This is a genomic window from Aquitalea sp. (assembly GCF_030150775.1).
Lineage (GTDB): Bacteria > Pseudomonadota > Gammaproteobacteria > Burkholderiales > Chromobacteriaceae > Aquitalea > Aquitalea denitrificans.
This window is the reverse complement of sequence record NZ_JASLFG010000013.1, coordinates 168322-190321: the sequence shown is the minus strand read 5'-3', so window position 1 is coordinate 190321 and position 22000 is coordinate 168322. Positions and strand designations below refer to the sequence as shown.

The 22000-nt window shown below is 61.2% G+C and carries 19 protein-coding genes; 8 read left to right on the top strand and 11 right to left on the bottom strand.

Annotated features, from left to right (window positions below):
* Positions 1-2: 2 nt before the first annotated feature.
* Both QVF59_RS05020 and QVF59_RS05015 read left to right on the top strand, forming a co-directional pair.
* Positions 3-665 (top strand): response regulator, encoded by a 663-nt coding sequence (locus tag QVF59_RS05020; protein WP_287877743.1) that lies wholly within the window; start codon positions 3-5, stop codon positions 663-665.
* Positions 662-2026 (top strand): ATP-binding protein, encoded by a 1365-nt coding sequence (locus QVF59_RS05015; RefSeq protein ID WP_287877741.1) that lies wholly within the window; start codon positions 662-664, stop codon positions 2024-2026. The genes QVF59_RS05020 and QVF59_RS05015 overlap by 4 nt, the downstream gene beginning before the upstream one ends.
* Positions 2027-2211: 185 nt before the next feature.
* On the opposite strand, the gene QVF59_RS05010 is transcribed toward QVF59_RS05015, so the two are convergent.
* Positions 2212-2601 (bottom strand): hypothetical protein, encoded by a 390-nt coding sequence (locus tag QVF59_RS05010; protein WP_159874832.1) that lies wholly within the window; start codon positions 2599-2601, stop codon positions 2212-2214.
* A gap of 129 nt (positions 2602-2730) precedes the next feature.
* On the opposite strand from QVF59_RS05010, the gene QVF59_RS05005 reads away from it, so the two are divergent.
* The 5 genes from QVF59_RS05005 (at position 2731) to QVF59_RS04985 (ending at position 10673) form a co-directional block, all read left to right on the top strand.
* Positions 2731-3996, top strand: a complete 1266-nt coding sequence (locus tag QVF59_RS05005; protein ID WP_287877739.1) for a sensor histidine kinase — start codon at positions 2731-2733, stop codon at positions 3994-3996.
* On the top strand, positions 3993-4520 hold the full coding sequence (locus QVF59_RS05000; RefSeq protein WP_159874834.1) for a response regulator transcription factor: 528 nt from the start codon (positions 3993-3995) through the stop codon (positions 4518-4520). The genes QVF59_RS05005 and QVF59_RS05000 overlap by 4 nt, the downstream gene beginning before the upstream one ends.
* Positions 4521-4837: 317 nt before the next feature.
* Positions 4838-6460, top strand: a complete 1623-nt coding sequence (locus QVF59_RS04995; protein ID WP_287877737.1) for a 3-(methylthio)propionyl-CoA ligase — start codon at positions 4838-4840, stop codon at positions 6458-6460.
* Between the two features lie 391 nt (positions 6461-6851).
* The gene (locus tag QVF59_RS04990) at positions 6852-8771 is read left to right on the top strand and encodes a methyl-accepting chemotaxis protein (protein WP_287877735.1); all 1920 of its coding nucleotides are present in this window, start codon (positions 6852-6854) and stop codon (positions 8769-8771) included.
* 45 nt (positions 8772-8816) lie between these two features.
* Positions 8817-10673: a tetratricopeptide repeat protein gene (locus QVF59_RS04985; protein ID WP_287877733.1), complete on the top strand. Its 1857-nt coding sequence runs from the start codon at positions 8817-8819 to the stop codon at positions 10671-10673.
* Positions 10674-10676: 3 nt separating this feature from the next.
* Here the strand turns inward: QVF59_RS04985 and QVF59_RS04980 are convergent, their stop codons facing one another.
* The 6 genes from QVF59_RS04980 to QVF59_RS04955 all read right to left on the bottom strand — a co-directional run bounded on the left by QVF59_RS04980 (position 10677) and on the right by QVF59_RS04955 (position 17036).
* The gene (locus tag QVF59_RS04980) at positions 10677-12068 is read right to left on the bottom strand and encodes an FAD-binding oxidoreductase (RefSeq protein WP_287877732.1); all 1392 of its coding nucleotides are present in this window, start codon (positions 12066-12068) and stop codon (positions 10677-10679) included.
* A 20-nt stretch (positions 12069-12088) separates the two neighbouring features.
* Positions 12089-12712, bottom strand: a complete 624-nt coding sequence (locus QVF59_RS04975) for a glutathione S-transferase family protein (RefSeq protein ID WP_287877731.1) — start codon at positions 12710-12712, stop codon at positions 12089-12091.
* Complete coding sequence (locus QVF59_RS04970; RefSeq protein ID WP_287877729.1) at positions 12709-14280, bottom strand: sodium:solute symporter family transporter; 1572 nt, start codon at positions 14278-14280, stop codon at positions 12709-12711. The genes QVF59_RS04975 and QVF59_RS04970 overlap by 4 nt, the downstream gene beginning before the upstream one ends.
* Complete coding sequence (locus tag QVF59_RS04965; protein WP_287877728.1) at positions 14277-14492, bottom strand: DUF485 domain-containing protein; 216 nt, start codon at positions 14490-14492, stop codon at positions 14277-14279. The genes QVF59_RS04970 and QVF59_RS04965 overlap by 4 nt, the downstream gene beginning before the upstream one ends.
* A gap of 69 nt (positions 14493-14561) precedes the next feature.
* Positions 14562-15917, bottom strand: coding sequence for an aldehyde dehydrogenase family protein (locus tag QVF59_RS04960; RefSeq protein WP_287877727.1), 1356 nt, complete (start codon positions 15915-15917; stop codon positions 14562-14564).
* A gap of 327 nt (positions 15918-16244) precedes the next feature.
* Positions 16245-17036, bottom strand: coding sequence for a LuxR C-terminal-related transcriptional regulator (locus QVF59_RS04955; protein ID WP_287877726.1), 792 nt, complete (start codon positions 17034-17036; stop codon positions 16245-16247).
* 957 nt (positions 17037-17993) lie between these two features.
* Here QVF59_RS04955 and QVF59_RS04950 point away from each other — a divergent pair.
* On the top strand, positions 17994-18959 hold the full coding sequence (locus QVF59_RS04950) for a LysR family transcriptional regulator (protein ID WP_159874844.1): 966 nt from the start codon (positions 17994-17996) through the stop codon (positions 18957-18959).
* A gap of 70 nt (positions 18960-19029) precedes the next feature.
* Here QVF59_RS04950 and ubiT read toward each other — a convergent pair whose 3' ends face one another.
* The 4 genes from ubiT to QVF59_RS04930 form a co-directional block, all read right to left on the bottom strand.
* Positions 19030-19464, bottom strand: coding sequence for a ubiquinone anaerobic biosynthesis accessory factor UbiT (gene ubiT / locus QVF59_RS04945; protein WP_287877725.1), 435 nt, complete (start codon positions 19462-19464; stop codon positions 19030-19032).
* Complete coding sequence (locus tag QVF59_RS04940) at positions 19451-20380, bottom strand: U32 family peptidase (RefSeq protein WP_287877723.1); 930 nt, start codon at positions 20378-20380, stop codon at positions 19451-19453. The genes ubiT and QVF59_RS04940 overlap by 14 nt, the downstream gene beginning before the upstream one ends.
* A gap of 51 nt (positions 20381-20431) precedes the next feature.
* Positions 20432-21448 carry a ubiquinone anaerobic biosynthesis protein UbiU gene (ubiU, locus tag QVF59_RS04935; RefSeq protein ID WP_287877721.1) on the bottom strand — a complete coding sequence of 339 codons (1017 nt, stop codon included), beginning with the start codon at positions 21446-21448 and terminating at the stop codon, positions 20432-20434.
* A gap of 161 nt (positions 21449-21609) precedes the next feature.
* A complete protein-coding gene (locus QVF59_RS04930) occupies positions 21610-21993 on the bottom strand; it encodes a SirB2 family protein (protein WP_287877719.1) in 384 nt (127 codons plus the stop codon).
* Positions 21994-22000 lie beyond the last annotated feature (7 nt).

Below are 22000 nucleotides of genomic sequence, written 5' to 3'. Positions count from 1 at the left end.
ACATGCGCATACTGGTGGTTGAGGATGATCCGCTGATCGGGGATGGCCTGAAAATGGGCCTGAGCCAGTTAGGCTTCGTGGTGGACTGGTTTCGCCAGGGACGTGAAGGCATGGCCGCACTGTCGGCAGCCCCGTTTGATGCCGTGGTGCTGGATCTGGGCCTGCCTGGCATGGATGGCATGGATATCCTGACTGCCTGGCGCCAGAACGGGCAGGATGTCCCGGTATTGGTGCTGACCGCGCGCGATGCGCTGGATGACAGGCTGAAGGGGCTGGATGCCGGCGCAGACGATTATCTGGTCAAACCCTTTGCCCTTAGCGAAGTTGCGGCGCGTCTGCGGGCGTTGATTCGCCGCCGTCATGGTCAGACCAGCAACCGTCTGAGCCATGGCCGGGTCAGTCTCGATCCGGTAGCACGTACCGCCTGGCTGGACGAGGCGCAACTGGAGCTTACCGCCCGCGAACTGGCCTTGCTGGAGCTGTTGCTGTCCAGCAAGGGCAGGGTGCTGCCGCGTGACCTGATCGAGGAAAAGCTGTACGGCTGGGGCCAGGAGCTGGAAAGCAATGCGGTGGAAGTGTATGTCCACCATCTGCGCAAGAAGCTGGGAGCCGGATTCATTCGCACCCAGCGAGGTGTGGGTTATGCCCTGGGTGAACCGGCATGACGCGCCAGCCCACCTTGCAGCGCCGGCTGGCCATCCTGCTGCTGGTGACCGTGCCGCTGATCTGGCTGGTCTCGACCGGGGTGGCGGTCTATGTGGCGCATCATGAGGTGGACGAGCTGTACGATACCCAGCTCACCCTGTTCGCCCGCCAGTTGTTGATCGTCAATATGGGCGAACATGGAGATGACGAGCTGCCAGCGCTGCCCAAGACCAAAAAGCTGATCCGTGGTGGTGATCGTGGCGAAGTGGAAGATGACGATATCGGCGTTGCCGTATGGAATGGTGATGGCAGCCTGTTGCTGAGCGACGGCAAGGGGCGTCATTTCAGCTTTGATGCCAGCCGGCGTGGTTTCTACAGTGTCAGCGGGCATGACGATAGCGACGAGTGGCGGTTATTTTATCTGCCGGCACCGGATGGCTCGCGCCTGGTAGCGGTGGGGCAGCGGCAAAAGCTGCGTCACGAAATGGTATTCAAGGTGATAGAAGGGCAGCTGCTGCCCTGGCTATTGGGGCTGCCGGTACTGCTGCTGCTGATTTTGTGGGCAGTGCGCAAGGGTTTGCGGCCCTTGCAGCAGGTGGCCAGTGATCTTGGGCGGCGCAGCGCGCTGGACAGCAGCCCGCTGACCGAGAATGTGCCGGGCGAGGTGTTACCCATGGTGCGTGCCCTCAACGCCCTGTTTGCCCGTATCGCAGAAACGCTGGAACACGAGCGCCGTTTTACCGCCGATGCTGCGCATGAATTGCGCACTCCGCTGGCAGCCTTGCAGGTGCAGGCTGAAGTGATGGCGCTGATGCCGGACGATGTCGGGCGCCAGCATGCTTTGCAACAGTTGCAGCAAGGCATACGCCGTGCCACCCGCCTGGTGGAGCAGCTGCTTGCATTGTCACGGCTGGACCCTTTGCAAGGCCTGTCCAGCAGCCAGAACGTTGACTGGGATGTAGTCAGTCGTGAGGCCATGGCTGATGTACGCAGTGCGGCGGCTGAAAAAAACATGATGCTGGACATCGTGTGGCAAACCGCTGCGCCCAAGGTGCTGCCACTGACCGGAGATGCCACCCTGCTGACCTTGCTGTTGCGCAATTTGCTGGATAATGCCGTGCGCTATTGTCCGGCTGGGGCACATATCGTGCTGGTACTGGCGGAAGGAGAAATCCTGGTGCAGGACGATGGCCCGGGTATTGCCCCCGAATGGTTGGCGCGGGTACATGAGCGTTTTTTCCGCCCGCCGGGGCAGGACATGCCCGGTAGTGGGCTGGGATTATCCATTGTCGAACGCATTGCCAGTTTGCACGGTCTGGGTCTGACGTTGGCGAACCGGGAAAGTGGTGGTTTGCAGGTCAGCCTGCGCAAGCTCAGCTGACACTGCGGCAATCTGTCGCATTGGCCTGGCATTTTCGACAGCGTATTGTTGGTGCCAGACAAGCCGGCAAGCGTACGCCTGCCGGAACACACTCCAAGGTGTTGTTGCCCGCCCCGACCAGGCGGGCTTTCTTTTTGCGGCTTACCCGTTGCTGTTTGTCAGCTTCGTAGTCCGGATGCACTGCCTCAGGTCTGCGCAGCGGTGCCGGGCAGTCGCCAGTACAGGGCATTGCACACCCCGCCAGCCATTGCGCCCACATAATAATTGAATACCGGATCGTACAGTGCCGGCTGCAGCCAGCGACTGTAGTAGAGGGTGATGACACCACCGATGAGTGCTCCGGGCAGCGCGGCCAGCAATAATAGCCGCCAGCGCGGCCAGGCTTGCTGCCAGTGGCTGATGCTGCCCTCCAGCGACAGCCGCAGCAAGACAAGCAGCACGCCGGCCAGTGCCGCCGGCAGCGCACCCAGCATGTAAGCCAGCATGGGCATCACCCCGGTGGCCAGCAGGCCCACCAGCGGGCCCAGTGCGATAAACAGGATCAGGCCGCAGGCGGCAAGTTTCAAATGTTTCATCCGTCATGGTTCGACAAAAAGTCTTGCAAGACTAGCAGACTGGCGCGATGGCGACGAGCGGGGCCGCTTTCGCGGTGCGGCATTATGTCGCAGTCACTGCCGGGGCGGCGGGATGCTAAAGTGTCGACCATGCTGGCCCAATTGTTTTCTTCCTCTTCACGCTTGGTGGCAGACCTGCCCGATGCCGTGCGCCTGATTGCCCGCCTGCGCTGGCTGATGCTGGGTGCAGGTGGCGTACTGTTGTTACTGCTTGCCGCTGCCGGCCTGTCCCTGCCCTGGCTGCTGCTGTTGCAGGCGCTGGCAACGCTGGCCCTGTTCAATCAACTGCTGGGTGGGCAACTGCAGCGTGGTGCTTCGCCCCTGCTGCTGCTGCGGCTGGGTTTGCTGGCCGATGTGCTGGCCCTGACCGAGTGTCTGGCATTCAGCGGTGGGGCGGCCAATCCCCTGGCTTCGCTTTACCTGCCGCCGGTATTGTTTGCCGCCTTATTGTCCCCTGGCGTGTTTGCCTGGGGACTGTCGCTGCTGAGCATGCTGGCCTATGCCGCCCTGTTTGGCTGGCATCTGCCCTGGCCCTTGCAAGGCAGTGATGCCGCCTATGCGTTTTCCCTGCATCTGCTTGGGATGTGGCTGACCTTTGCCTTGTCTGCCCTGCTGATTACCAGCTTTGTGTCCTGGCTGGCACGTCAGCTGGCCGCCCGCGAAGCTGCCCTGGCTGCGGCCAGGGAAACCCAGCTGCGTGACGAACAGTTGCTGGCCGTGGGCATGCAGGCAGCAGGAGCTGCACATTCACTATCCACACCTATCAATACCCTCACCCTGCTGGTGGATGACATGCTGCAGCAGCATGCTGCCGATGCATCCTTGCAGGAAAATCTGTTTCTGATGCAGGCCCAGCTGGCGGCCTGTGCCCGAGCGCTGTCCCGGCTGAAGCAGGGTGTACAGCAGGCCGATACCGCACAAGCGCTGTTTGCCACGCTGGCACAGCAGTTGTCAGGCTGGCGCAGCCTGCGCCCCGATGTTCAGCTGGACTGGCAGGCGACACCAGGGCCGGACCCGCTGGTGCGGCTGGATGCCGCCTTCTGGCCGGCATTTTTCAACCTGATCAATAACGCAGCCGAGGCGGGAGGCGGGGTGCTCACTGTGACGGCGGCCCTGCACGGCAAGTTGTTGCAGCTGGACATCATCAACCCGTCGGGTCGTTTGTCCACGGCACAGTTGCAACGTGCCGGTCTGGCACCGTTGACATCCAGCAAACCTGCCGGGATGGGACTGGGGGTGATGCTCAGCCATGCCACACTTGCCAGGCTGGGCGGCACCCTGACGCTGGAAAACAGGCCGGAAGGTGGGGTGCATGCCTGTGTGCGATTACCCCTGCGGCTGGAGGAGCAAGCATGACGCTGGATTTTCTGCTGGTTGATGATGACGAGGCTTTCAGCACGGTTCTATCCCGGGCATTGGCGCGACGGGGCTTCCAGGTGGAATGCGCGGTCAACGGTGCCCAGGCATTGCAACTAAGGGAGGACGTCCCGCAGCGTATCGTGCTGGATCTTAATCTGGAAGGAGAAAGCGGCCTGCGACTGTTGCCGGACTTGCGCCAGCTTTACCCGCAGGCTGCAGTTGTCGTACTGACCGGCTACGCCAGCATTGCCACGGCGGTGGAGGCAACCAAGCTGGGGGCGGTGCAGTACCTGGCTAAGCCGGCTACGGTGGATGACATTCTGGCGGCATTCCAGCAGGTCAGTGCTAACCCGGAGCTGCCGCTGGCACCACAGCCCATGTCGCTGCGGCGTGTTACCTGGGAGCATCTGCAACGGGTACTGAACGAACACGACGGCAATATTTCCGCTACCGCCCGCTCCATGGGTATGCACCGCCGCACCTTGCAGCGCATGCTGGCCAAGCGGCCCGTGAAAAGCTAAAACGCATCAGCTGTTGTATTCGGCGGACTGGTTTTTCCATTGCGACTGGCAAGTAAGTTTCCATACCGATTTACAGTAATTTCCCTGCATATCGTGCGGTGTTTCTCTATATCACGCACAAGCCCTGCTCTGGCAGGGCTTTGGCTGTTGTTCTGCCAAGCAAGCGCTAGGAAACCTGCTGTGGCATCTTCTGCAAAGCACTGTTTTCATCAGCGGGTCTTTCCGGATGGCATCAGAAAATATGATTGGAGCAAATGCCCCAAAATGCATATGGTCTTTTGATGGACTCACAAACCACGACAATAGAGGGGAACAAGATGCGTGGACAAATGATGGATCAGCCGCTGCTGATTTCTGCCCTGCTGCAACATGCCGAAACCTATCATGGCGACAGCGAGATCGTGTCGCGTACTGTGGAAGGCCCGATTCACCGCTACACCTACCGCGAGGCAGCCCGCCGCAGCCGCCAGCTGGCCAATGCCCTGGCCGGCCTGGGGGTGCAGCATGGCGATACTGTTGGCACCCTGGCCTGGAACGGTTATCGCCATTACGAAATCTACTTTGCCACTTCCGGTTCCGGTGCCATCTGTCACACGGTCAATCCGCGCCTGTTTGCCGAGCAGATCAGCTACATCATCAATCACGGCGAAGACAAGGTGCTGATGTTTGATCTGAGCTTTCTGCCTGTTGTGGAGCAGATTGCCGCCGAGCTCACCACCGTGCAGCATTTTGTCCTGCTGACCGACCGTGCCCACATGCCGCGCGAGACGCCGCTGGACAACCTGCTGTGCTATGAAGACCTGGTCAACAGCCACAGCGACCACTACCAGTGGCCGGCATTCGACGAAAACACTGCCTCCAGCCTGTGTTACACCTCGGGCACCACCGGCAACCCCAAGGGCGTGCTGTATTCGCATCGTTCCACCGTGCTGCATGCCTTTGCCAGTTCGCTGCCGGACAGCCTGGATATCTCGGCCCAGGGCGCCATCATGCCGGTGGTGCCGATGTTCCATGTCAACGGTTGGGGCCTGCCCTACAGCTGCACCATGAACGGGGCCAAGCTGGTGTTGCCCGGACCCAAGATGGACGGGGTCAACCTGTACGAGCTGATCGAGACCGAAGGCGTCACCATGGCCGCCGGCGTGCCCACCATCTGGATGATGCTGTTGCAGCACTGCCAGAAGAATCATCTGAAAATACACAGTCTGAAGCGTGTGATCGTGGGCGGCTCTGCGGCACCGGAAAGCATGGTTGACCAGTTGGCCGAGCATGGTGCCGAGTTGCGCCAGCTGTGGGGCATGACCGAGCTGTCGCCCTGTGGCACAACCAGTACGCCCAAGTTCAAGCATCAGGGCTGCGATACGCCTGCTTTACGTGCACTGCAAACCAAGCAGGGCCGCCCGATTTACGGTGTGGCCATCCGTATTGTCGATGATGAAGGCAAACCGCTGCCCAATGACGGCGTGGCCTTTGGCAATCTGCAGGTGAAGGGGGCGTGGGTGCTGTCGCGCTACTTCAAGCGCGAGCTGGACGACTGTCATACCGAGGATGGCTGGTTCAATACTGGCGACGTTGTCACCATCGACCGTGACGGCTACATGAAGATTACCGACCGCACCAAGGACGTGATCAAGTCTGGCGGCGAGTGGATCAGCTCGATCGAGCTGGAAAACATTCTGGTTGGCCACCCGGCAGTGGCCGAGGCTGCGGCTATCGGGGTAGTGCATCCCAAGTGGGACGAGCGCCCGCTGATGGTGGTGGTGCTAAAGGCTGGTGCCAGCGCCACGCGTGAAGAGCTGATCGGCTTTTACGAAGGCAAGATCGCCAAGTGGTGGACACCGGATGATGTGGTGTTCCTGGATGAGCTGCCGCACACCGCCACCGGCAAGCTGCAGAAGATGAAGTTGCGTGAAATGTTCAAGGATTATCAGTGGGCATGAGGGATAAGCCGCTGAATTGAATGGACAGAATAGAGCATTTGCGCTAAATTGTGCATCGCACTGAAGACCGCAAGGTCTTTTGTGGTGTTAGCCCCTCGAAGCATCGAGCTGGTAACCCCGGCCAGATGTTTCTTCCTCGTGTTGGCCCCTGAGAACCCTCAGGGGATTTTTTTTTGCCTGCGCATCCTCGCCCATTTTTCAGCCGGGCTTGCACTTGTTCTTGCCTGCCTCTGCTGTGTCTTTTGTGTCGCCTTGCAACAGGCATCGTGCATGCATTACCTGCTGCAAACCGTCTTTGCTGTTCTGGATCAAATTGTAAATAAGTATTTCATAATTTAATGTCAAAGTAGATGAAAGGTCGGTAATTCCACACCGCAAGGCAGGACCGGCCATGATGGCTAGAATCAAGTCCGGCACCAGTCCGGTAGGGGGAAACATGAAATCCTTGCGCAGCAAACTGATTGCTTTCAATGCCTTGTTGATGGCCTTGTTCGGCCTGGTATTGGTGCTGATTGTCTTCATCCAGATGCGGGGCGAGATACTGAGCGGCCTGAATCACGAGTTTGATTCGGCGCTGAAGGGGCAGGGCAGCGTGGTGAAAACCTGGCTGGATGACAAGAAACAGCAGATCACGGCCCAGGCCAGCGCGGCGGAGGAGGCGGACGCCCTGCGCTTTCTCAAGGTAGGGGCGCGGGCCGGTTTCAATGTCAATTATGCAGGCTATGCCGATGGGCGCTCGGTGTTCTCCGATGACTGGGTTGCGCCCGCCGATTACAAGGTCAACACGCGCGACTGGTATCAGCAGGCCGTGGCGGCTGGCAAGGCAGTAGTGACCGAGCCCTATGTGGATGAAGCCAGCAAGAAACTCACCATTACCGTGGCCGCGCCGATCCGCCAGGCAGACCGCACACTGGGTGTGGCCGGTGGTGATGTGTTTGTCGACAGCCTGGTGAAGTCGGTGTTGTCCCTGCAGGTGCGTGGTAATGGCTATGCCTTCATCACCGATGGCAAGGGCACCATTCTGGCCCATCCGCAGGCCGGGTTGACGCTCAAGCCCATCAGCCAGCTGGCACCGGAGCTGACCAGCGCCCGTCTGGCCGAGTTGGCAAGCAGCAACAGCCTGCAGCGGGTGGTGCTGGATGGCCAGGACATGCTGCTGTCGGTGCAGCGGATCCCCGACAGCGACTGGCTGATTGGCTTGGCCACGCACCGCGATGCCATCCTTGCACCGCTCAATACCCTGCTGCTGAGTGTCGCCGGCCTGAGCGTGCTGGTTTTTGCCCTACTCATTCCGCTGGCCAGCGTGTTGCTGGGGCGCATGCTGGGTGGACTGGTGGCGCTGAAAAATGCCATGCAGGACATTGCGCATGGCGAGGGTGATCTCACCTTGCGGCTGCAACTGAAGGGCAAGGACGAAATTGCGGCCACCGCCGAGGCCTTCAACCAGTTTGTCAGCCAACTGGCCATCCTGTTCCGTGGCCTGCGCGATGATGCTGGCGGGGTGGTGCAAGGGGTAGGGCAGGTTTCCACCCAGGTGCTGGATGTGGCCGAGCGCGCCCGCAGCATCTCCGACATGTCCTCTTCCAATGCCGCCACGCTGGAGCAGATTACCGTCAGTATTGCCCATATTGCGGATAACGCCCGTGAGGCCGACCAACTAGCCTCCGCTACCGGGCAGGGGCTTGAATCCGGTGCCCAGGGCATGCACCAACTGGCCGAGGGCATGGAAAGCACGGTGCAGTCGGTACGCTCGCTGGAAAGCATGCTGGCAGCACTGGAGCAGCGCTCGCTGCAGATTTCCGGTATTACCGATGTCATCCGCGATATCGCCGATCAGACCAATCTGCTGGCGCTCAATGCCGCCATCGAGGCCGCGCGCGCAGGTGAACAGGGCCGCGGTTTTGCCGTGGTGGCGGACGAGGTGCGCAAGCTGGCCGAGCGCACTGCCCAGGCCACGGTGCAGATTGCCGGCATGGTAACGGCCATCCGCAGTGAAACCGGCAAGGCGGTAGGCGATGTACAACAAACGGTGACGGTGGTGAATGACGGCGTGGTGCTTACCCAGCAGGCGGTGGCGAATATTCAGTCCATCCGGCATTCCATGCTGGAAGTGGTCGGCAAGATGTCGGAAATTTCCCATTCCACCCAGGAGCAGCATAATGCCAGCACCCTGATCGCGCAGAGTTCGGAGCAGATCAACAGCCGGGTGCTGGAAAACGATGCCATGCTGCAGCAGGCCAGTGACACCCTGCAGGGTCTGGCTGGCAAGGCGGGGCAGATGAATGGAGAATTTGCCAAGTTCCGGCTGTAGCATGGCCGCGAAGGCGGCAGGGCCGTCAGGATAAGGGAGGAAGTCATGTTGTTGTCACCGCTGGCACTGCGTGCCGCCACGCTGCTGGCGGAGCAGGATCTGCCCGCAGCCTTGCAGGCCGCACAGCACTGTCTGGAGGCGGAGCCGGACAATGCGCCGATCTGGACCCTGCTTGGTGTCTGTGCCGCCCGGCTGGCACGGCAGTCCCTGGCTGAACAGTGCTGGCAACAGGCGCTGCAGCTGGACCCCAGCGTGGTCGATGCCCATTACAACCTGGGCTGCCTGTACGGCGAGCGGAGAGAGCGGGGACTGGCGGAGCAACATTACCGGGCGGAATTGCGCCTGCAGCCCGGGCACGCTGGCAGTCTGGGCAATCTGGCGGTACTGCTGGCGCAGGCTGGGCAGTTGGCCGAGGCGGAAGCATGTTACCGGCAGGCACTGCAGGCCACGGCCCATACCCGGGATGGGCTGGATGTGCGGTACAACCTGGCCCTGCTGCTGTCGCAGACCGACAGGCTTGAAGAAGCGGAAGCACTGTTGCAGGTGCTGCTGCAGCAGCAGCCGGATGATGAAGCTGGCAATGCGCTGCTGGGAAGTCTCTATCAGCAGCAAGGGCAGGATGAAGCCGCCCGAGCCTGTTGGGAACGGATCTTGCAGCATGCGCCGCAGCATCCGGAAGCGCTGAACAATCTGGCACTGATTTGTCAGCAGCAACGGCGCTGGGATGAGGCCGCCAGTTTGTTGCAAAGGGCACTGCTGCAGGCGGCCCCGCCGCCGGACTTGCTGCTCAACCAGGCCAATGGCCTGTTGCAACAGGGCAAGGCTGCCGCCGCCCTGCCGCTATTGCAGCAAGCCATTGCCCAACATCCCCGCCATGCGCCGCTGCATGATGCGCTGGGTGTGGCTTGCAGTGAGCTGCGCGATGCCGAGCAGGCCGAAGCGGCCATGCGTCGGGCGGTGGAGCTGGCACCGGAGCAGCCCTGCTTCCGGCAGAGTCTGGCCTATCTGCACCTGGCGCAGGGGCACTGGCGTGCCGGCTGGGAAGCGCTGGATGCCCGCTTGCAGCGCCTGCCATTGCGTGGTGGCCTGCCTATCCTGTCATCACCGCGTTGGGAGGGTGAGCCATTGGCCGGACGCCATTTGCTGCTGTGGTTTGAGCAGGGGCTGGGCGATGCATTGCAATTTTGCCGCTATCTGCCCTTGCTGCAGCCGGCGCGTCTGAGCGTGGTATGCCGCCCGGAACTGATCCGCCTGTTACAGGGCATGCGCTTGGCTTGTCCGGTTGAATTCCTGCCTTTGCACCGCCTGGACATGACCGTGCCGCCACATGACTGCCACGTGTTCTCCATGAGCCTGCCGCGCTGGCTGGGGCCAGACCCGGCCACCACGCCACCAGCACATTTCCCCCAGCATGCCAGGCCTCCTTTGCCATCGGCAGGTCGTCCGCGCCGGCTGGGGCTGGTGTGGCGCGGCCATGCCCGCCATCCCTGCGACCATCATCGTTCCCTGCCCGATATCCGCTTGCTGGCACCCTTGCTGGCCTTGCCCGGCATCCACTGGATCAGCCTGCAATTACCGGTGGATGAGCAAGAACAGGCATGGCTGGCAGCCTGGCCTACGCTGGCGGAGGGTGAACAGGGGCTGGATGATCTGGCGGCAACGGCCAGTGTATTGGCCGGGCTGGACGGGCTGGTGACGGTGGACACCGCGCTGGCGCATCTGGCCGGCAGTCTGGGCCTGCCGTGCTGGCTGTTGCTGTCGGCCTGCCATACCGACTGGCGCTGGGGCTGGCAGGGGGAGGCCAGCCCGTGGTATCCCGCCGTGCGGCTATGCCGTCAGTTCCAGCCGGGCGACTGGAGCGGGGTGATCACCCGGCTGGCCAGCCGGCTGGGCGAGCAGTAACTATCAGGGCGGTGACAGCCACTTGCCCGGGTTCATCAGGCCCAGCGGGTCCAGCAGCTGCTTGATGCCGCGCATCAGCTGCAGGGCGGTCGGGTCCTGATAGCGTTGCAGCCAGTGGCCCTTCAACTGGCCGATGCCATGCTCGGCAGCCAGCGTGCCCTGATGGCGATACACCAGGTCGTAGACAATGGCGTTGACGCTGTCCTCGTCTTCAAACAAATGGGCATTGTCCGGCCGGGTATAGCTGATGTTGTAGTGCAGGTTGCCATCGCCGGCATGGCCGAAGGCGATGATGCGTACCGTGGGAAAGGCCCGGCTGAGTGCGGTCGCGCATTGTTCCAGAAACGCCGGAATGGCAGAGCTGGGCAGGCCGATATCATGCTTGATGCTGGGGCCGTCGCGCTTCTGGGTTTCCGACATGGCTTCCCGCAACTGCCACAGTTGCTGCCGGTCTGCCTCGCTGTGCGCCAGCACGCCATCTGGCAGGTTCTGCGTGGCCAGCCAATCCACCAGCAGTTGCTGCAGGTGGTGGCTGTCGCCACTGTCGGACAGCTCGGCCAGCACCGCCCAGGGCTGGATGAAGGGCAGTTGGCCTGGGTGGTACTTTTCCAGCAGCTGCTGACAGGGCTGCGACATGATTTCAAAGGTGGTCAGCCGGTCGCCAAAGGCCTGGCGCAGTGCCGACAGCAGGTTGATGGCCGCCTGGCTGCTGTCTACCCCCAGCCAGGCGGTGGCATGCGCGCCAGGCAGCGGGAACAGCTTGAGCGTGGCCGCGGTGATCAGCCCCAACTGGCCTTCCGCACCGATGAACAGCTGTTTCACGTCCAGCCCGCTGGTGTCCTTGCGCAGGCCGGAGAGCTGATGCAGCACCCGGCCATCCGGCAGCACCACTTCCAGTCCCAGCGTCAGCTCGCGCATGGTGCCGTAGCGCAGTACCGCCAGCCCGCCGGCGTTGGTGGACAGGTTGCCGCCAATCTGGCAACTGCCCTCGCTGGCTAGCGACAGCGGAAACAGGCGACCGGCCTCGACGGCCAGTTGTTGCAGCACGGCCAGCGTCATGCCGGCTTCCACCGTGATGCTGTTGTTGGCGGTATCGATGGCGCGCAGGCGGTTTATCCGCTGCATGGCAATCACCAGCTGGCGGCCCGTGTTATCCGGGGTGGCTGCGCCGCAGGTGGAGGTATTGCCCCCTTGCGGCACCACCGCCACTTGCTGGTGCTGGCACAGCCGCAGCAGCGCGGCCACTTCTGCCGTGCTGCCCGGCAGCACCACGGCCAGCGGCTGGCCCTGATAGCGGCGGCGGTAGTCCAGCGTGTAGGGCGCGGTGTCTTGCGGCAGGGTCAGCACATGGCCGGCACCGACAATGGCGGCAAGGTCAGCAAGCAGATCGGGCATGGCGTCTTCCTTGGGGCTGGTCAGTCGGGAATCTCGGCAGCCATCAGTTCATCCGGGTGCTGCCAGCCGGGCAACTGGCTGATGCGTTGCAGCCAGGCGGCAACGTGCGGCCAGGCGGCAAGGTCAAGCCCGGCATCGCCCAGCCACCACAGATAGGCACTGGCCGACAGGTCGGCAATGGTCGGGGTGCTGCCGATCAGGTAGGCATACTGGCTCAGCGTGTTATCCAGTACCGCCAGATCGGCGCGTACCCGCTGTTCCAGCCAGGCGGTGACATCGGTCGGCTGCGGGAAGAACTTGCGTGCCAGGCGCAGGTTGGGCAGGGAGAAACCGATGCGGTTGCTCTCCCAGCACAGCCATTCACGCACTAGCTGGCGCTCGCCGGGCGCACCATCCAGCCGGCCGTAATTGTCGGCCAGCCATTGCAGGATGGCATTGGACTGGCACATGGCGGTGCCGTCGGCTACCAGTACGGGTACTTCACCAAAGCGGCTGACGGCACGGAAGTCTTCCGCCCGCTCTGCGCGTGGCAGGGCCAGGTCGACATGGACATAATCATGCGATACATCTGCCAGCATCAGTGCCAGGCGCACTTTGTAGCTATGTCCGGAAAAACAGTTGCCGTACAGGGTGAGAGTGGTCATGTCGTGGGTTCTTGTTGTGATGTTGATGAGGCGCTTGCTACGGCTGTGGTGGTCTGCTGCAGTGTCTGCGCCTCCGCGTGAGGCGTCAACGGGCTTGGCCTGCTGGTGCCGAGCGAGCCCAGCCAGGCAGCGGCAAAGGCCAGCGGAACCGAGAACAGCGCCGGATTGGCATAGGGAAACAGCGGGCCGGGCCGGCCCAGCATGCCTACCCAGACCGTGGGGCCGGTAATGATGCACAACAGGGCGGCCAGCATGCCGCCATAGCCGCCGGCCAGCGCGCCGCGCGCGCTCAGCCCGCGCCAGTTCAGTGCCAGCAGCAGGACCGGGAAATTGCTGCTGGCGGCAATGGCAAATGCCAGCCCCACCAGAAAGGCAATGTTCAGGTTCTGGAACAGGGTGGACAGCAGCACGGCCAGCAGGCCCAGTAGCAGCACGGACAGTCGCGACAACTGCCATTCGCGGCGCGGGTCGGCAGCGCCACGGCACAGCCACAGGGCGTACAGGTCGTGGCTGACGGCACTGGCCCCGGCCATGGCCAGGCCGGCCACTACCGCCAGAATGGTGGCAAAGGCCACGCCGGCAACCAGCGCCTGCAGCCATGGTCCGCCCAGCAGGCTGGCCAGATGCAGGGCCGCCATATTGCCACCGCCCAGCAGCTTGCCGGCGGCATCATGAAAGCGGCCATCTGCAGCCACCAGCAGCAGCGCGCCATAGCCGATGATGATGTTCAACAGGAAGAACAAGCCGATTAATCCGGTAGCCCAACCCACCGAGCGGCGTGCCGCGCGGGCATCCGTGACCGTGAAAAAACGCATCAAGATATGCGGCAGTCCCAGCAGACCCAGGCTGAGGCCCAGGCCCAGCGACAGCGCATCCACCGGGTCGGCCAGCGCCTTGCCGGGTAGCAGTGCCCAGCCATGCTCCAGTCGGCGCACCGCGGCAAACAGCTGTGCCGGGCTGCCATCAAAGCGTTGCAGCACGCCGCCGGCCAGCAGCAAGGCACACAGCAGCATCAGGCTTGCCTTGAGCATTTGTACCCAGGTGGTGGCCAGCATGCCGCCCAGTGCCACCTGCAGTACCATCAGGCCGACCACCAGCAGCACAGCGACCAGATAGGGCAGGCCGAATAGCAATTGCAGCAGCTTGCCGGCACCGACCAGTTGCACGATCAGGTAGAACACGGTGACGGTGAGCGAGCTGATGATGCTCATCAAGCGTACCCGCCGGTCATCAAAGCGGCTGGCCAGCACATCGGCCACGCTGTAGCGGCCCAGGGTGCGCAGCTTGTCGGCCAGCAACAGCATCAGCAAGGGCCAGCCGGCCAGCGTGCCGACGGCATACACCAGCGAGTCGTAGCCCTGGCCCAGATACATGCCGATGGAACCGAGAAAGGCGGCGGCCGACAGGTAGTCGCCGGCCAGCGCCAGGCCGTTCTGCCAGGCCGGCAATTGTCCGCCGGCGGTATAGAAATCCGCCGCCGAGCGGGTGCGCCGTGCCGCCTGCCAGGTCAGCAGCAGGCTGGTGGTGACAAACAGCAGGAAAAAGATACTGGCAGCCGACATGATCATGGCTTTCGCTCTGCTGCGCGGATGTGCAGCAGGGTGATGAGGAAAAACAGGACAAACAGCAGCAAGGCCAGCAGGATCGAGCACGGCCAGCCGGCCAGCGTTAGCGCCAGCCACGTCGGTGCTATGGCAATCAGCAGGAAATAGCCAAGGCAGCTGCCAAGTATCAGCAAGCTTAGCCAGGCGCTATGGGAGATCCGGAGGAAGGGTTTCATGGCAGCGGACATCATGATATTGCGCTGGTGGAGGAGGCCGGTGCCGGCACATCCCCCCCGGCGTGGCGATTATTTCTGCCAGTAGGTTTTGACATTAACGAACTCATACAGACCGAACTCGGACAGCTCGCGGCCATAACCCGACGCCTTCACGCCACCAAAGGGTAGGCGCAGGTCCGAGCTGGTGTGCCGGTTGATGAACACACTGCCCACTTCCAGCTGGCGCGCCAGCGCCCAGCCGTGGGCGGTGTCGGCGGTATAGATGGATGCCCCCAGTCCGAACGGCGTGTCATTGGCCAGGCGGATGGCATCGGCTTCGTCGCGGGCGCGCAGAATGCTGGCCACCGGGCCGAATACTTCTTCGTGATAGACCCGGCAGCGATCCGATACATGGTCCAGCACCGTGGCCGGATAGAAAAAGCCCGGTGCTGGCGGCAACTGGCCGCCCAGCAGTAACTGCGCACCCTGATGACAGGCATCCATGACTTGCGCATGCAATGCCTCGCGCAGGTCGGCACGCGTCAGTGGTGACAGGGTGGTGGCCGGGTCGCGCGGATCTCCTGGCTGCAGCTTGCTGGCCGCTGCGACAAAGGCTGCGACAAAAGCGTCGGCAATTTCCGGGACCACGATCATGCGCTTGGCGGCATTGCAGCTTTGGCCGGCATCACGGAAACGCGAATTGACCGCGTCCTGCGCGGCGGCCTCGATATCGGCATCGGCCAGTACGATGAAGGGATTGCTGCCACCCAGTTCCAGCACGGTCTTTTTCAGATGTTTGCCGGCCAGGCTGGCGATGATGCGTCCGGTATGCGTGGAGCCGGTAAAGGCCACGGCGTCGCTGCGGCGGATGGCTTCCTCGACCAGGTCGTGGTCAATCCAGGCAATATCCAGACAGTCCAGTCCGGCGGCATGAACCAGTTCCAGCAGGCGCTGGGTACATTGCGGTACCGATGGTGCGGGTTTGACCAGGCAGGTATTGCCAGCCATCAGTGCGGGTACGGCAAAGCGCAGCAATTGCCAGATGGGATAATTCCACGGCATTACTGCCAGTACGCAACCCAGAGCCTCGAAAGCCACCCCGCTCTGACTGGCCTGGGTCGGTATGGATTGGGGTGCCAGCAGGGCTGGTGCCAGTTCGGCGTAGTAGCGGATCAACTGGGCTGACTTGTCGATCTCGGCCAGGCATTCAGCCGTGCGCTTGCCTACTTCCAGTGTAACCAGCGCGGCCAGCTCTTCGCGCTTGGCTTCCAGTTGCATGGCCAGCTGCAGCAAGCGCTCCGCTCTTTGCGATACGGATAGTGCGGCCCAGCGGATTTGTGCGTTTTTAAGTTGTGAGAGGGCAAGATCCAGACGATCCCGGCTCCAGCCCGGACGGGTAAAAACCACCTCGGCGGTGGCAGGGTTGCAACTGGTGAAGGCATTCATGGCCGGCAGGCAAAGGAATCAGCAAGAGCAGCGACTGTAACAAATCGCCCCGGCTTGTGACAGGGTCTTGTCAGGCGATTGCCGGTTTTATGCCGGGCGGACTGCATGCAGGGAAGGGTGAAACGATAAAAAAAGACCCCGTATTAACGGGGCCGAATATTTCAGGTGAGTGCATGGGTCAATCAAGAAGAGACTTGCAGATTGAAACACCGCATGCGCTTGTACTGGCCTTTGCACAGCGACAGCGCAATTGGTGAGGCGATTCTAGCGGCAAGCCAGCTGCGGTGTTACTGGCTGTAAGGCGTGCTTTGCCGTCTTGCCAGCGACTCATGTCACACCTGCCACGGTAGTCAATCCCAGCTGCAGGCCAATCACGATGGCATGCGTGCGGTTGTTGGCATTGAGCTTGCGGATGATGTTGGCCACGTGGAATTTCACGGTCCGTTCGCTGATGCCAAGGATGGTGGCGATTTCCCAGTTGGTTTTGCCGTGGCTCATCCAGTGAAAAATGTCGAATTCGCGTTGGGACAGCGGCATGGTGGCGGGTGCGGCCGGTGCCAGGTTGGCCACGCGACCTGCTGCCTGACGCAGATGCAGCAGCAGGCTATTGAGCATTTCGGTCAACTGGCTGTCCTTGCCGATCTCGCTGCCGGAAACGGATAGCACGCAGACCAGATTCTGGCGTTCGGACAAGGCGCTGAAACTGACGCCGGTTCCCATGCCGATGGAGTTGAGTTCCTGGATGAACTGTTTCTCCTGCAACCCTTTGGCGCGGGAGAACTTGTCGGCCCAGTGGATGGGGCCCTGTCCCATCACCGAACGCAATACCGGATCGCAGCTGATGTAGTTGTGGCTCATGTAGTGTTCGACCCAGTCTTCCGGGAAGCTGACGTTCACCACTTTTTCCACCCGCTGTAATTGCTGGTGCTGGTTGATGCGCCCAAGGGTGATGACCATGTGCTTGGTGGGCAGTTGGGATTGCAGATGATCCAGATAGAGTTTGAATTCGTTCTCGGTTTCTATCTGGCCTACGCTGTGTATCCATTCCAGCAAGGTTTTCTGACTGGCAGGAGTCAGATTGCCGGGTAAGGGCTGGGCAAAGGGTAGCTTGCTATGCATGATGACAGGACCTTGAGTATCGGGTGGCCAGGGCGGTGATCTGCTTGCAATGTTCCAGCGTGGTTCATGAAGCAGCGGCAAGGTGACCGTGCCCGACTCCATTGTGGTGCTGGTTGGTCTGGAGTTTATTAAGCACTTGGCAAGCGAAACCAGTAGCTAACACACCAAGTAGAGCGATCGGCATGCTGAATAAGTAATTTCTTCGTGGTCGATAAGATTTGTCAGAAATTTCTTCCAATTTGCATTGGATTTTCCTGCCCAAAGGGAAGATTCCTGTGAATTCGTCTTTCTGTTTTCCTTGAGCTTGCGGAGTGATTGGTGATGGTGGCCAGGATCGCTACGCTGGCTGCTTATGCCTTGTCATGGAGTGCAAGGTGATCTGTCTTGATAAAAGACATGGTCATGCCAGGTGCCGCCGATGCAAGATGGCATGTGGTGTACGGCATTGCTGTCTTGCTGGTTTGGCGGATGGGTTGTGCACGGCAGGATGGTTTGAGGTGAAACTTTCTTTTATGCCCTGTTTGCACAATATTGATCATTGAGCCATAGGTGCAACAGCCTGGTTCTGGGCCTGCCTTGCGTAAGCATTGTGTCTGACGCTGTTGAGTCTTCTGCCTGTAAGGCCTGCACCTTGGCCTATGTGGCGCTTCTTGCAGGGAGCGTTACCTGTTGAAACTGGTATAACATGACATTGGCAATGCCCTGTCTGCTTTCGGAAATGAATGGTTTTTTTGTCTTGTACAGATAGTGGCGGCACCGGTTTGTGAAATTTGAAACAGATTGCTGGTATTTAAGGCCAGAAACATAAGTCAAACTTCATTATTCACTGGAACTGGTGTACGCTTTTTAAAGAAGATCTACTTAATAATGAAGCTGGCAAATCGTGTGGCTGGGGCGGGGATGTCCTACATCAAGTCAGCTGCATGGGTTTAATGCCGCTCAGGGAACGTTTCAGCTATGGATACTTTAAAAGCCTTGATGGTCTTCATGACCACCGCCGAGAATGGCAGTTTCTCGGATGCTGCAAGAAAACTGGGGGTGTCTCCGGCGGCTATCAGTCAAAGCATTGCCCGACTGGAGCAGGAGCTGGAAGTGCGCCTGTTCAACCGCACCACCCGGCAGCTGACGCTGACTGAGGATGGGCGCCGTTTTTATGCCCAGTGCCGCGGACCGGTGAACAATCTGGACTCGGCCATCAACCAGCTCAAGGCCAGTCGTGACGAACCGGCCGGGCATCTGCGTGTGAGCATGCCCAATTCCTTTGGTCGGCGTTTCATCCTGCCCATCATGGGTGAGTTCTGCGAACGTTATCCCAAGGTACGTGTGTTCTTTGGCCTGGATGACCATTTCAGCGACCTGATCGAGGACGGCTACGATGTCGGTGTGCGTATCGGCATGATGCCGGACAGTCGCATGGTGGCTCGCAATCTGGCGCAGATTCCGCAATATGTGGTGGCATCGCCGGACTACTGGGACAAGAATGGCCGCCCGGAAACCACGGAAGAGCTGAGCAATCATGATTGCATCAACTTCCAGTTTCCGACTTCCGGTCGTTTGTACAAATGGGAATTCGACCGTCGCGGCGAGCGTATCCCGCTGGAAGTGACCGGCACCTATACCCTGAACGAGATGGAGGCCGTGTGCGAACTGGCGCGTCTGGGCATGGGTGTGGCGCAGCTGCCGGGGCACGAGGTGGTGCACCTGATCCGCAGTGGCGAGCTGGAGCCGGTACTGACCGATGTGGTGTCGCTGGAGCGCTCCATTTACATCTGCTTCCCGCACCGCGACCATATTGCCCCGCGAACCCGCGTGTTCGTGGATTTTGTGGTGGAAAAACTGGCGGATCACCCGGATATCATGGCGGATCTGCCGGGGCTAGATCTGTCGGCCAAGCGCAAGGCTGCTGCCCAGCTCATGAGCTGAGGTTCAGCCGCTACTGCATGTAAAAGCCCGGCCAGATGCCGGGCTTTTTGCTTGCCGGTGCGGGGGCGGTTTATACCGCCATGAAGCGTTGTAGCGGAGTAGTGCTCCAGTCCACGCTGTCCAGCAGGTTTTTCACGATCAGCCCCAGCTCGGTATCACCTTCGATAATCAGCTTGCGATTGAAGAACAGGGTGTCCGGGTCTTCTTCGCGCAGCATCATGCGGGCAAAGTCGGCCAGATTGGCGCTCAGGCGCAGATCAGGCTCCCCCGTTGTGCTGCCTACGCTGAAGCGTTCCGTGTCAGCAACAAAATGCAGACGCATGTCGGCATCCAGAATGTGTACCTCGAAGCTGTGCCCGGCCAGCAGGCTCATGTCCACCGGCAGGATCTCGCGCTTTTTCAGCTGGTTCAGGGTGGTAACCAGTGCCCAGCAAGGTGGCGAGCTGGGCAGCTTGCCCAGGACGCTGGCAAGGCTGGGGGGCAGGGTAAGGTCAGGAATGCGCATGGTGGGTTTCTCCTATGGCGGCAATGCCGGCAGTGCCGCGCCAGTAGCCGTCAACCAGCCGGCTGTCGGAATACGGACTCAGGTCCACCACCGGTTCTTGCCGGGCGGTAATGGCGTCGATGGCCTGCCGGTAGCCGCTGACTACATTGGCGGTGTGCTGCCATTGCGGGCTGATGCGCAGGGCGCTTATGCCCATGGCGCTGATGTCGGCCAGGTGCGGCAGCAAGGAGTGGCAACCATCGGACATGGTCTGGATGCCGTTGATGGTGAGGAAAGCCTGTTGCTCGCGCGTGTTCAGGCGCAGCCCGTCCGGGTGTTCCATGCAGCGGAACTGGCAGTCGTCCTTGGACAGATTGTAGTGGCGGGCGGTAAAGCAGCGGGCAGACAGGGCCAGTGGCAGCCGGCCCCAGGCAAACAGTTCGGTTTCGATCTGCACGCCATTGGCGCTGGCCTGTGCCAGTACCGCAGACAGGGTGTCGCGGTCCATTTCAACCGGCGGAATCCAGCGCCGCGCGCCCAGCGACTGTAACAGTGCCAGGGTGTCGGCATTGTAGATGTTGAGGTGATGGCCGGCGACAAAGGACTGGCCTTGCTGATGGGCCAGCCGGGCCGCGCCCAGATCGTTGGCTTCCAGCTGTAGCTCGCCGTTTTCCACCAGCTTGCGCAGCCGGCGCAGATCGGATTCGCTCTCGATCAATGCCTGACTGGACAGCACCACCTGGCGGCCGTTCTGGGCCAGCTCCTGTCCCAGGCTGATCCAGTCCTGTCCGCGCAGTTGCTGGCGGCGCGAACAGACGGCTTCGCCCAGATAGATGGTTTCCAGCGGCCAGTCGGCGGCTTCGCTGTAAAAACGCAGGATATCGTCACGGGACCAGTAGAACAGCACCGGGCCCAGCGTCAGTTGCAATGTTTTCATATCAGGCCTGCTTGTGGGGCCGGCAAGGCAGGCCTGCCGGCGCACGGTATGTCATTTCCAGGGCCGGTTGTAGGCACCCAGCGTCTGTTGCTGGCCTTCCGCCAGTTTGGACAGCGCCTGGGTCCAGGCCGGTTTTACGGCAAAGCGCTGGTGTTCCCTGCCGGCAGCATCCAGTGCCTCGCGAAGGGTGCGGGTAACCTGTGCCACGTAGGCCGGGCTGCGCTGGCGGCCTTCTACCTTGATGGCGGCCACACCAATGTCGATGATCTGCGGCAGCATGCTCATCACATTGAGGCTGGTGGGTTCTTCCAGGGCGTAATAGGTATCGCCTTCCACTTCAAAGCGACCCTTGCACAGGGTGGGGTAGCCAGCGGGTTCACCTTGCTGGTATTCGTCGATCAGAATGCCGCCCAGGCGCGCGCCCAGTGCCTGCGGACCATGTTCCCAGCGTACGTATTTGGCCGGGGAGCATACGCCGTGGCTGTTGGGCGATTCGCCGGTGGCATAGCTGGACAGCAGACAGCGGCCTTCCACCATCACGCACAGGCTGCCAAAGCCGAATACCTCGATTTCCACATTGGTATGGTCGATGACCTGCTTGACCTGGTCCAGCGTTAGCACCCGTGGCAGCACGGCGCGGCGGATGTCGAACATTTCCTGCGCCAGATTGATGGCTTCGTAATTGGTGGCAGAGCTTTGCACCGACATGTGCAGGCGCAGGTCCGGGTAGTGGTCGCGCGCGTATTTCATCAGGCCGATATCAGCCAGGATGATGGCATCCACCCCCAGTGCTGCGCCTTCGTCGATGGCGCGGTGCCAGCGGCTGATGTCACCACCCTGGGCATAGGTGTTGATGGCCAGCAGCACCTTGCGGCCATGCTGGTGCGCGTAGTTGATGCCGTCGCGCGCAGTGCGGTCATCAAAGTTCAGCCCGGCAAAGTTGCGGGCATTGGTGTCGTTTTTCAGGCCGAGGTAGACGGTGTCGGCACCGTTGTCAACGGCTGCCTTGAGGGCAGGCAGGCTGCCGGCCGGACAAACCAGCTCCGGCAGGGGGCGTGTGGCAGGCATGATGGCATGTTGTCAGCAATTGAAACCGCCAGACATTAGCAGAGCAGGGCAACGCTGGACTTGTTCTGGGTCAAGCGGCTGGATGGGGGGACGAGGGACGGGGAGTGGGGAGTGGGGAGTCGCCGGGACGGCGCAGGCCGTCCCTCATCCGGGAATCCGGGTCAGAAAGGCAGCACCAGCTTGGTCTTGGCCACCAGCACGATATACGCCACCACCAGCAAGGCCGCCAGCAGAGCAATACTGCGTATCTGTTTGGTTCGGCCCCGCTTTAGTGCAATGGTGCCCAGCGCCACATAGGCCAGCAGGCCGGCTATCTTGGCCAGCAGCCACGGCGTTTGCAGCAGCGGCCAGCCGCCCAGCACCACCAGGGTGATGCCCAGTGCCAGCAATGCGGTATCGATGGTATGCGGCAGGATGCGCAGCAGCTTGCTGGCCAGCAGTTTCTGCTTGTCGGCCAGCATCAGCCCGCCACGCAGGGCGAACAGGGTAATGGTGAGATAGGCCATACCCATGTGGGCATGTTTGAGAATCTGATAGGTGCTCATGCATTTT

Excerpts from the sequence above, each read along its gene's own strand:
- QVF59_RS05020 (WP_287877743.1), top strand. The coding sequence starts at position 3 with ATGCGCATACTGGTGGTTGAGGATGATCCGCTGATCGGGGATGGCCTG.
- QVF59_RS05015 (WP_287877741.1), top strand. The coding sequence starts at position 662 with ATGACGCGCCAGCCCACCTTGCAGCGCCGGCTGGCCATCCTGCTGCTG.
- QVF59_RS05010 (WP_159874832.1), bottom strand. The coding sequence starts at position 2,601 with ATGAAACATTTGAAACTTGCCGCCTGCGGCCTGATCCTGTTTATCGCA.
- QVF59_RS05005 (WP_287877739.1), top strand. The coding sequence starts at position 2,731 with ATGCTGGCCCAATTGTTTTCTTCCTCTTCACGCTTGGTGGCAGACCTG.
- QVF59_RS05000 (WP_159874834.1), top strand. The coding sequence starts at position 3,993 with ATGACGCTGGATTTTCTGCTGGTTGATGATGACGAGGCTTTCAGCACG.
- QVF59_RS04995 (WP_287877737.1), top strand. The coding sequence starts at position 4,838 with ATGCGTGGACAAATGATGGATCAGCCGCTGCTGATTTCTGCCCTGCTG.
- QVF59_RS04990 (WP_287877735.1), top strand. The coding sequence starts at position 6,852 with ATGATGGCTAGAATCAAGTCCGGCACCAGTCCGGTAGGGGGAAACATG.
- QVF59_RS04985 (WP_287877733.1), top strand. The coding sequence starts at position 8,817 with ATGTTGTTGTCACCGCTGGCACTGCGTGCCGCCACGCTGCTGGCGGAG.
- QVF59_RS04980 (WP_287877732.1), bottom strand. The coding sequence starts at position 12,068 with ATGCCCGATCTGCTTGCTGACCTTGCCGCCATTGTCGGTGCCGGCCAT.
- QVF59_RS04975 (WP_287877731.1), bottom strand. The coding sequence starts at position 12,712 with ATGACCACTCTCACCCTGTACGGCAACTGTTTTTCCGGACATAGCTAC.
- QVF59_RS04970 (WP_287877729.1), bottom strand. The coding sequence starts at position 14,280 with ATGATCATGTCGGCTGCCAGTATCTTTTTCCTGCTGTTTGTCACCACC.
- QVF59_RS04965 (WP_287877728.1), bottom strand. The coding sequence starts at position 14,492 with ATGAAACCCTTCCTCCGGATCTCCCATAGCGCCTGGCTAAGCTTGCTG.
- QVF59_RS04960 (WP_287877727.1), bottom strand. The coding sequence starts at position 15,917 with ATGAATGCCTTCACCAGTTGCAACCCTGCCACCGCCGAGGTGGTTTTT.
- QVF59_RS04955 (WP_287877726.1), bottom strand. The coding sequence starts at position 17,036 with ATGCATAGCAAGCTACCCTTTGCCCAGCCCTTACCCGGCAATCTGACT.
- QVF59_RS04950 (WP_159874844.1), top strand. The coding sequence starts at position 17,994 with ATGGATACTTTAAAAGCCTTGATGGTCTTCATGACCACCGCCGAGAAT.
- ubiT (WP_287877725.1), bottom strand. The coding sequence starts at position 19,464 with ATGCGCATTCCTGACCTTACCCTGCCCCCCAGCCTTGCCAGCGTCCTG.
- QVF59_RS04940 (WP_287877723.1), bottom strand. The coding sequence starts at position 20,380 with ATGAAAACATTGCAACTGACGCTGGGCCCGGTGCTGTTCTACTGGTCC.
- ubiU (WP_287877721.1), bottom strand. The coding sequence starts at position 21,448 with ATGCCTGCCACACGCCCCCTGCCGGAGCTGGTTTGTCCGGCCGGCAGC.
- QVF59_RS04930 (WP_287877719.1), bottom strand. The coding sequence starts at position 21,993 with ATGAGCACCTATCAGATTCTCAAACATGCCCACATGGGTATGGCCTAT.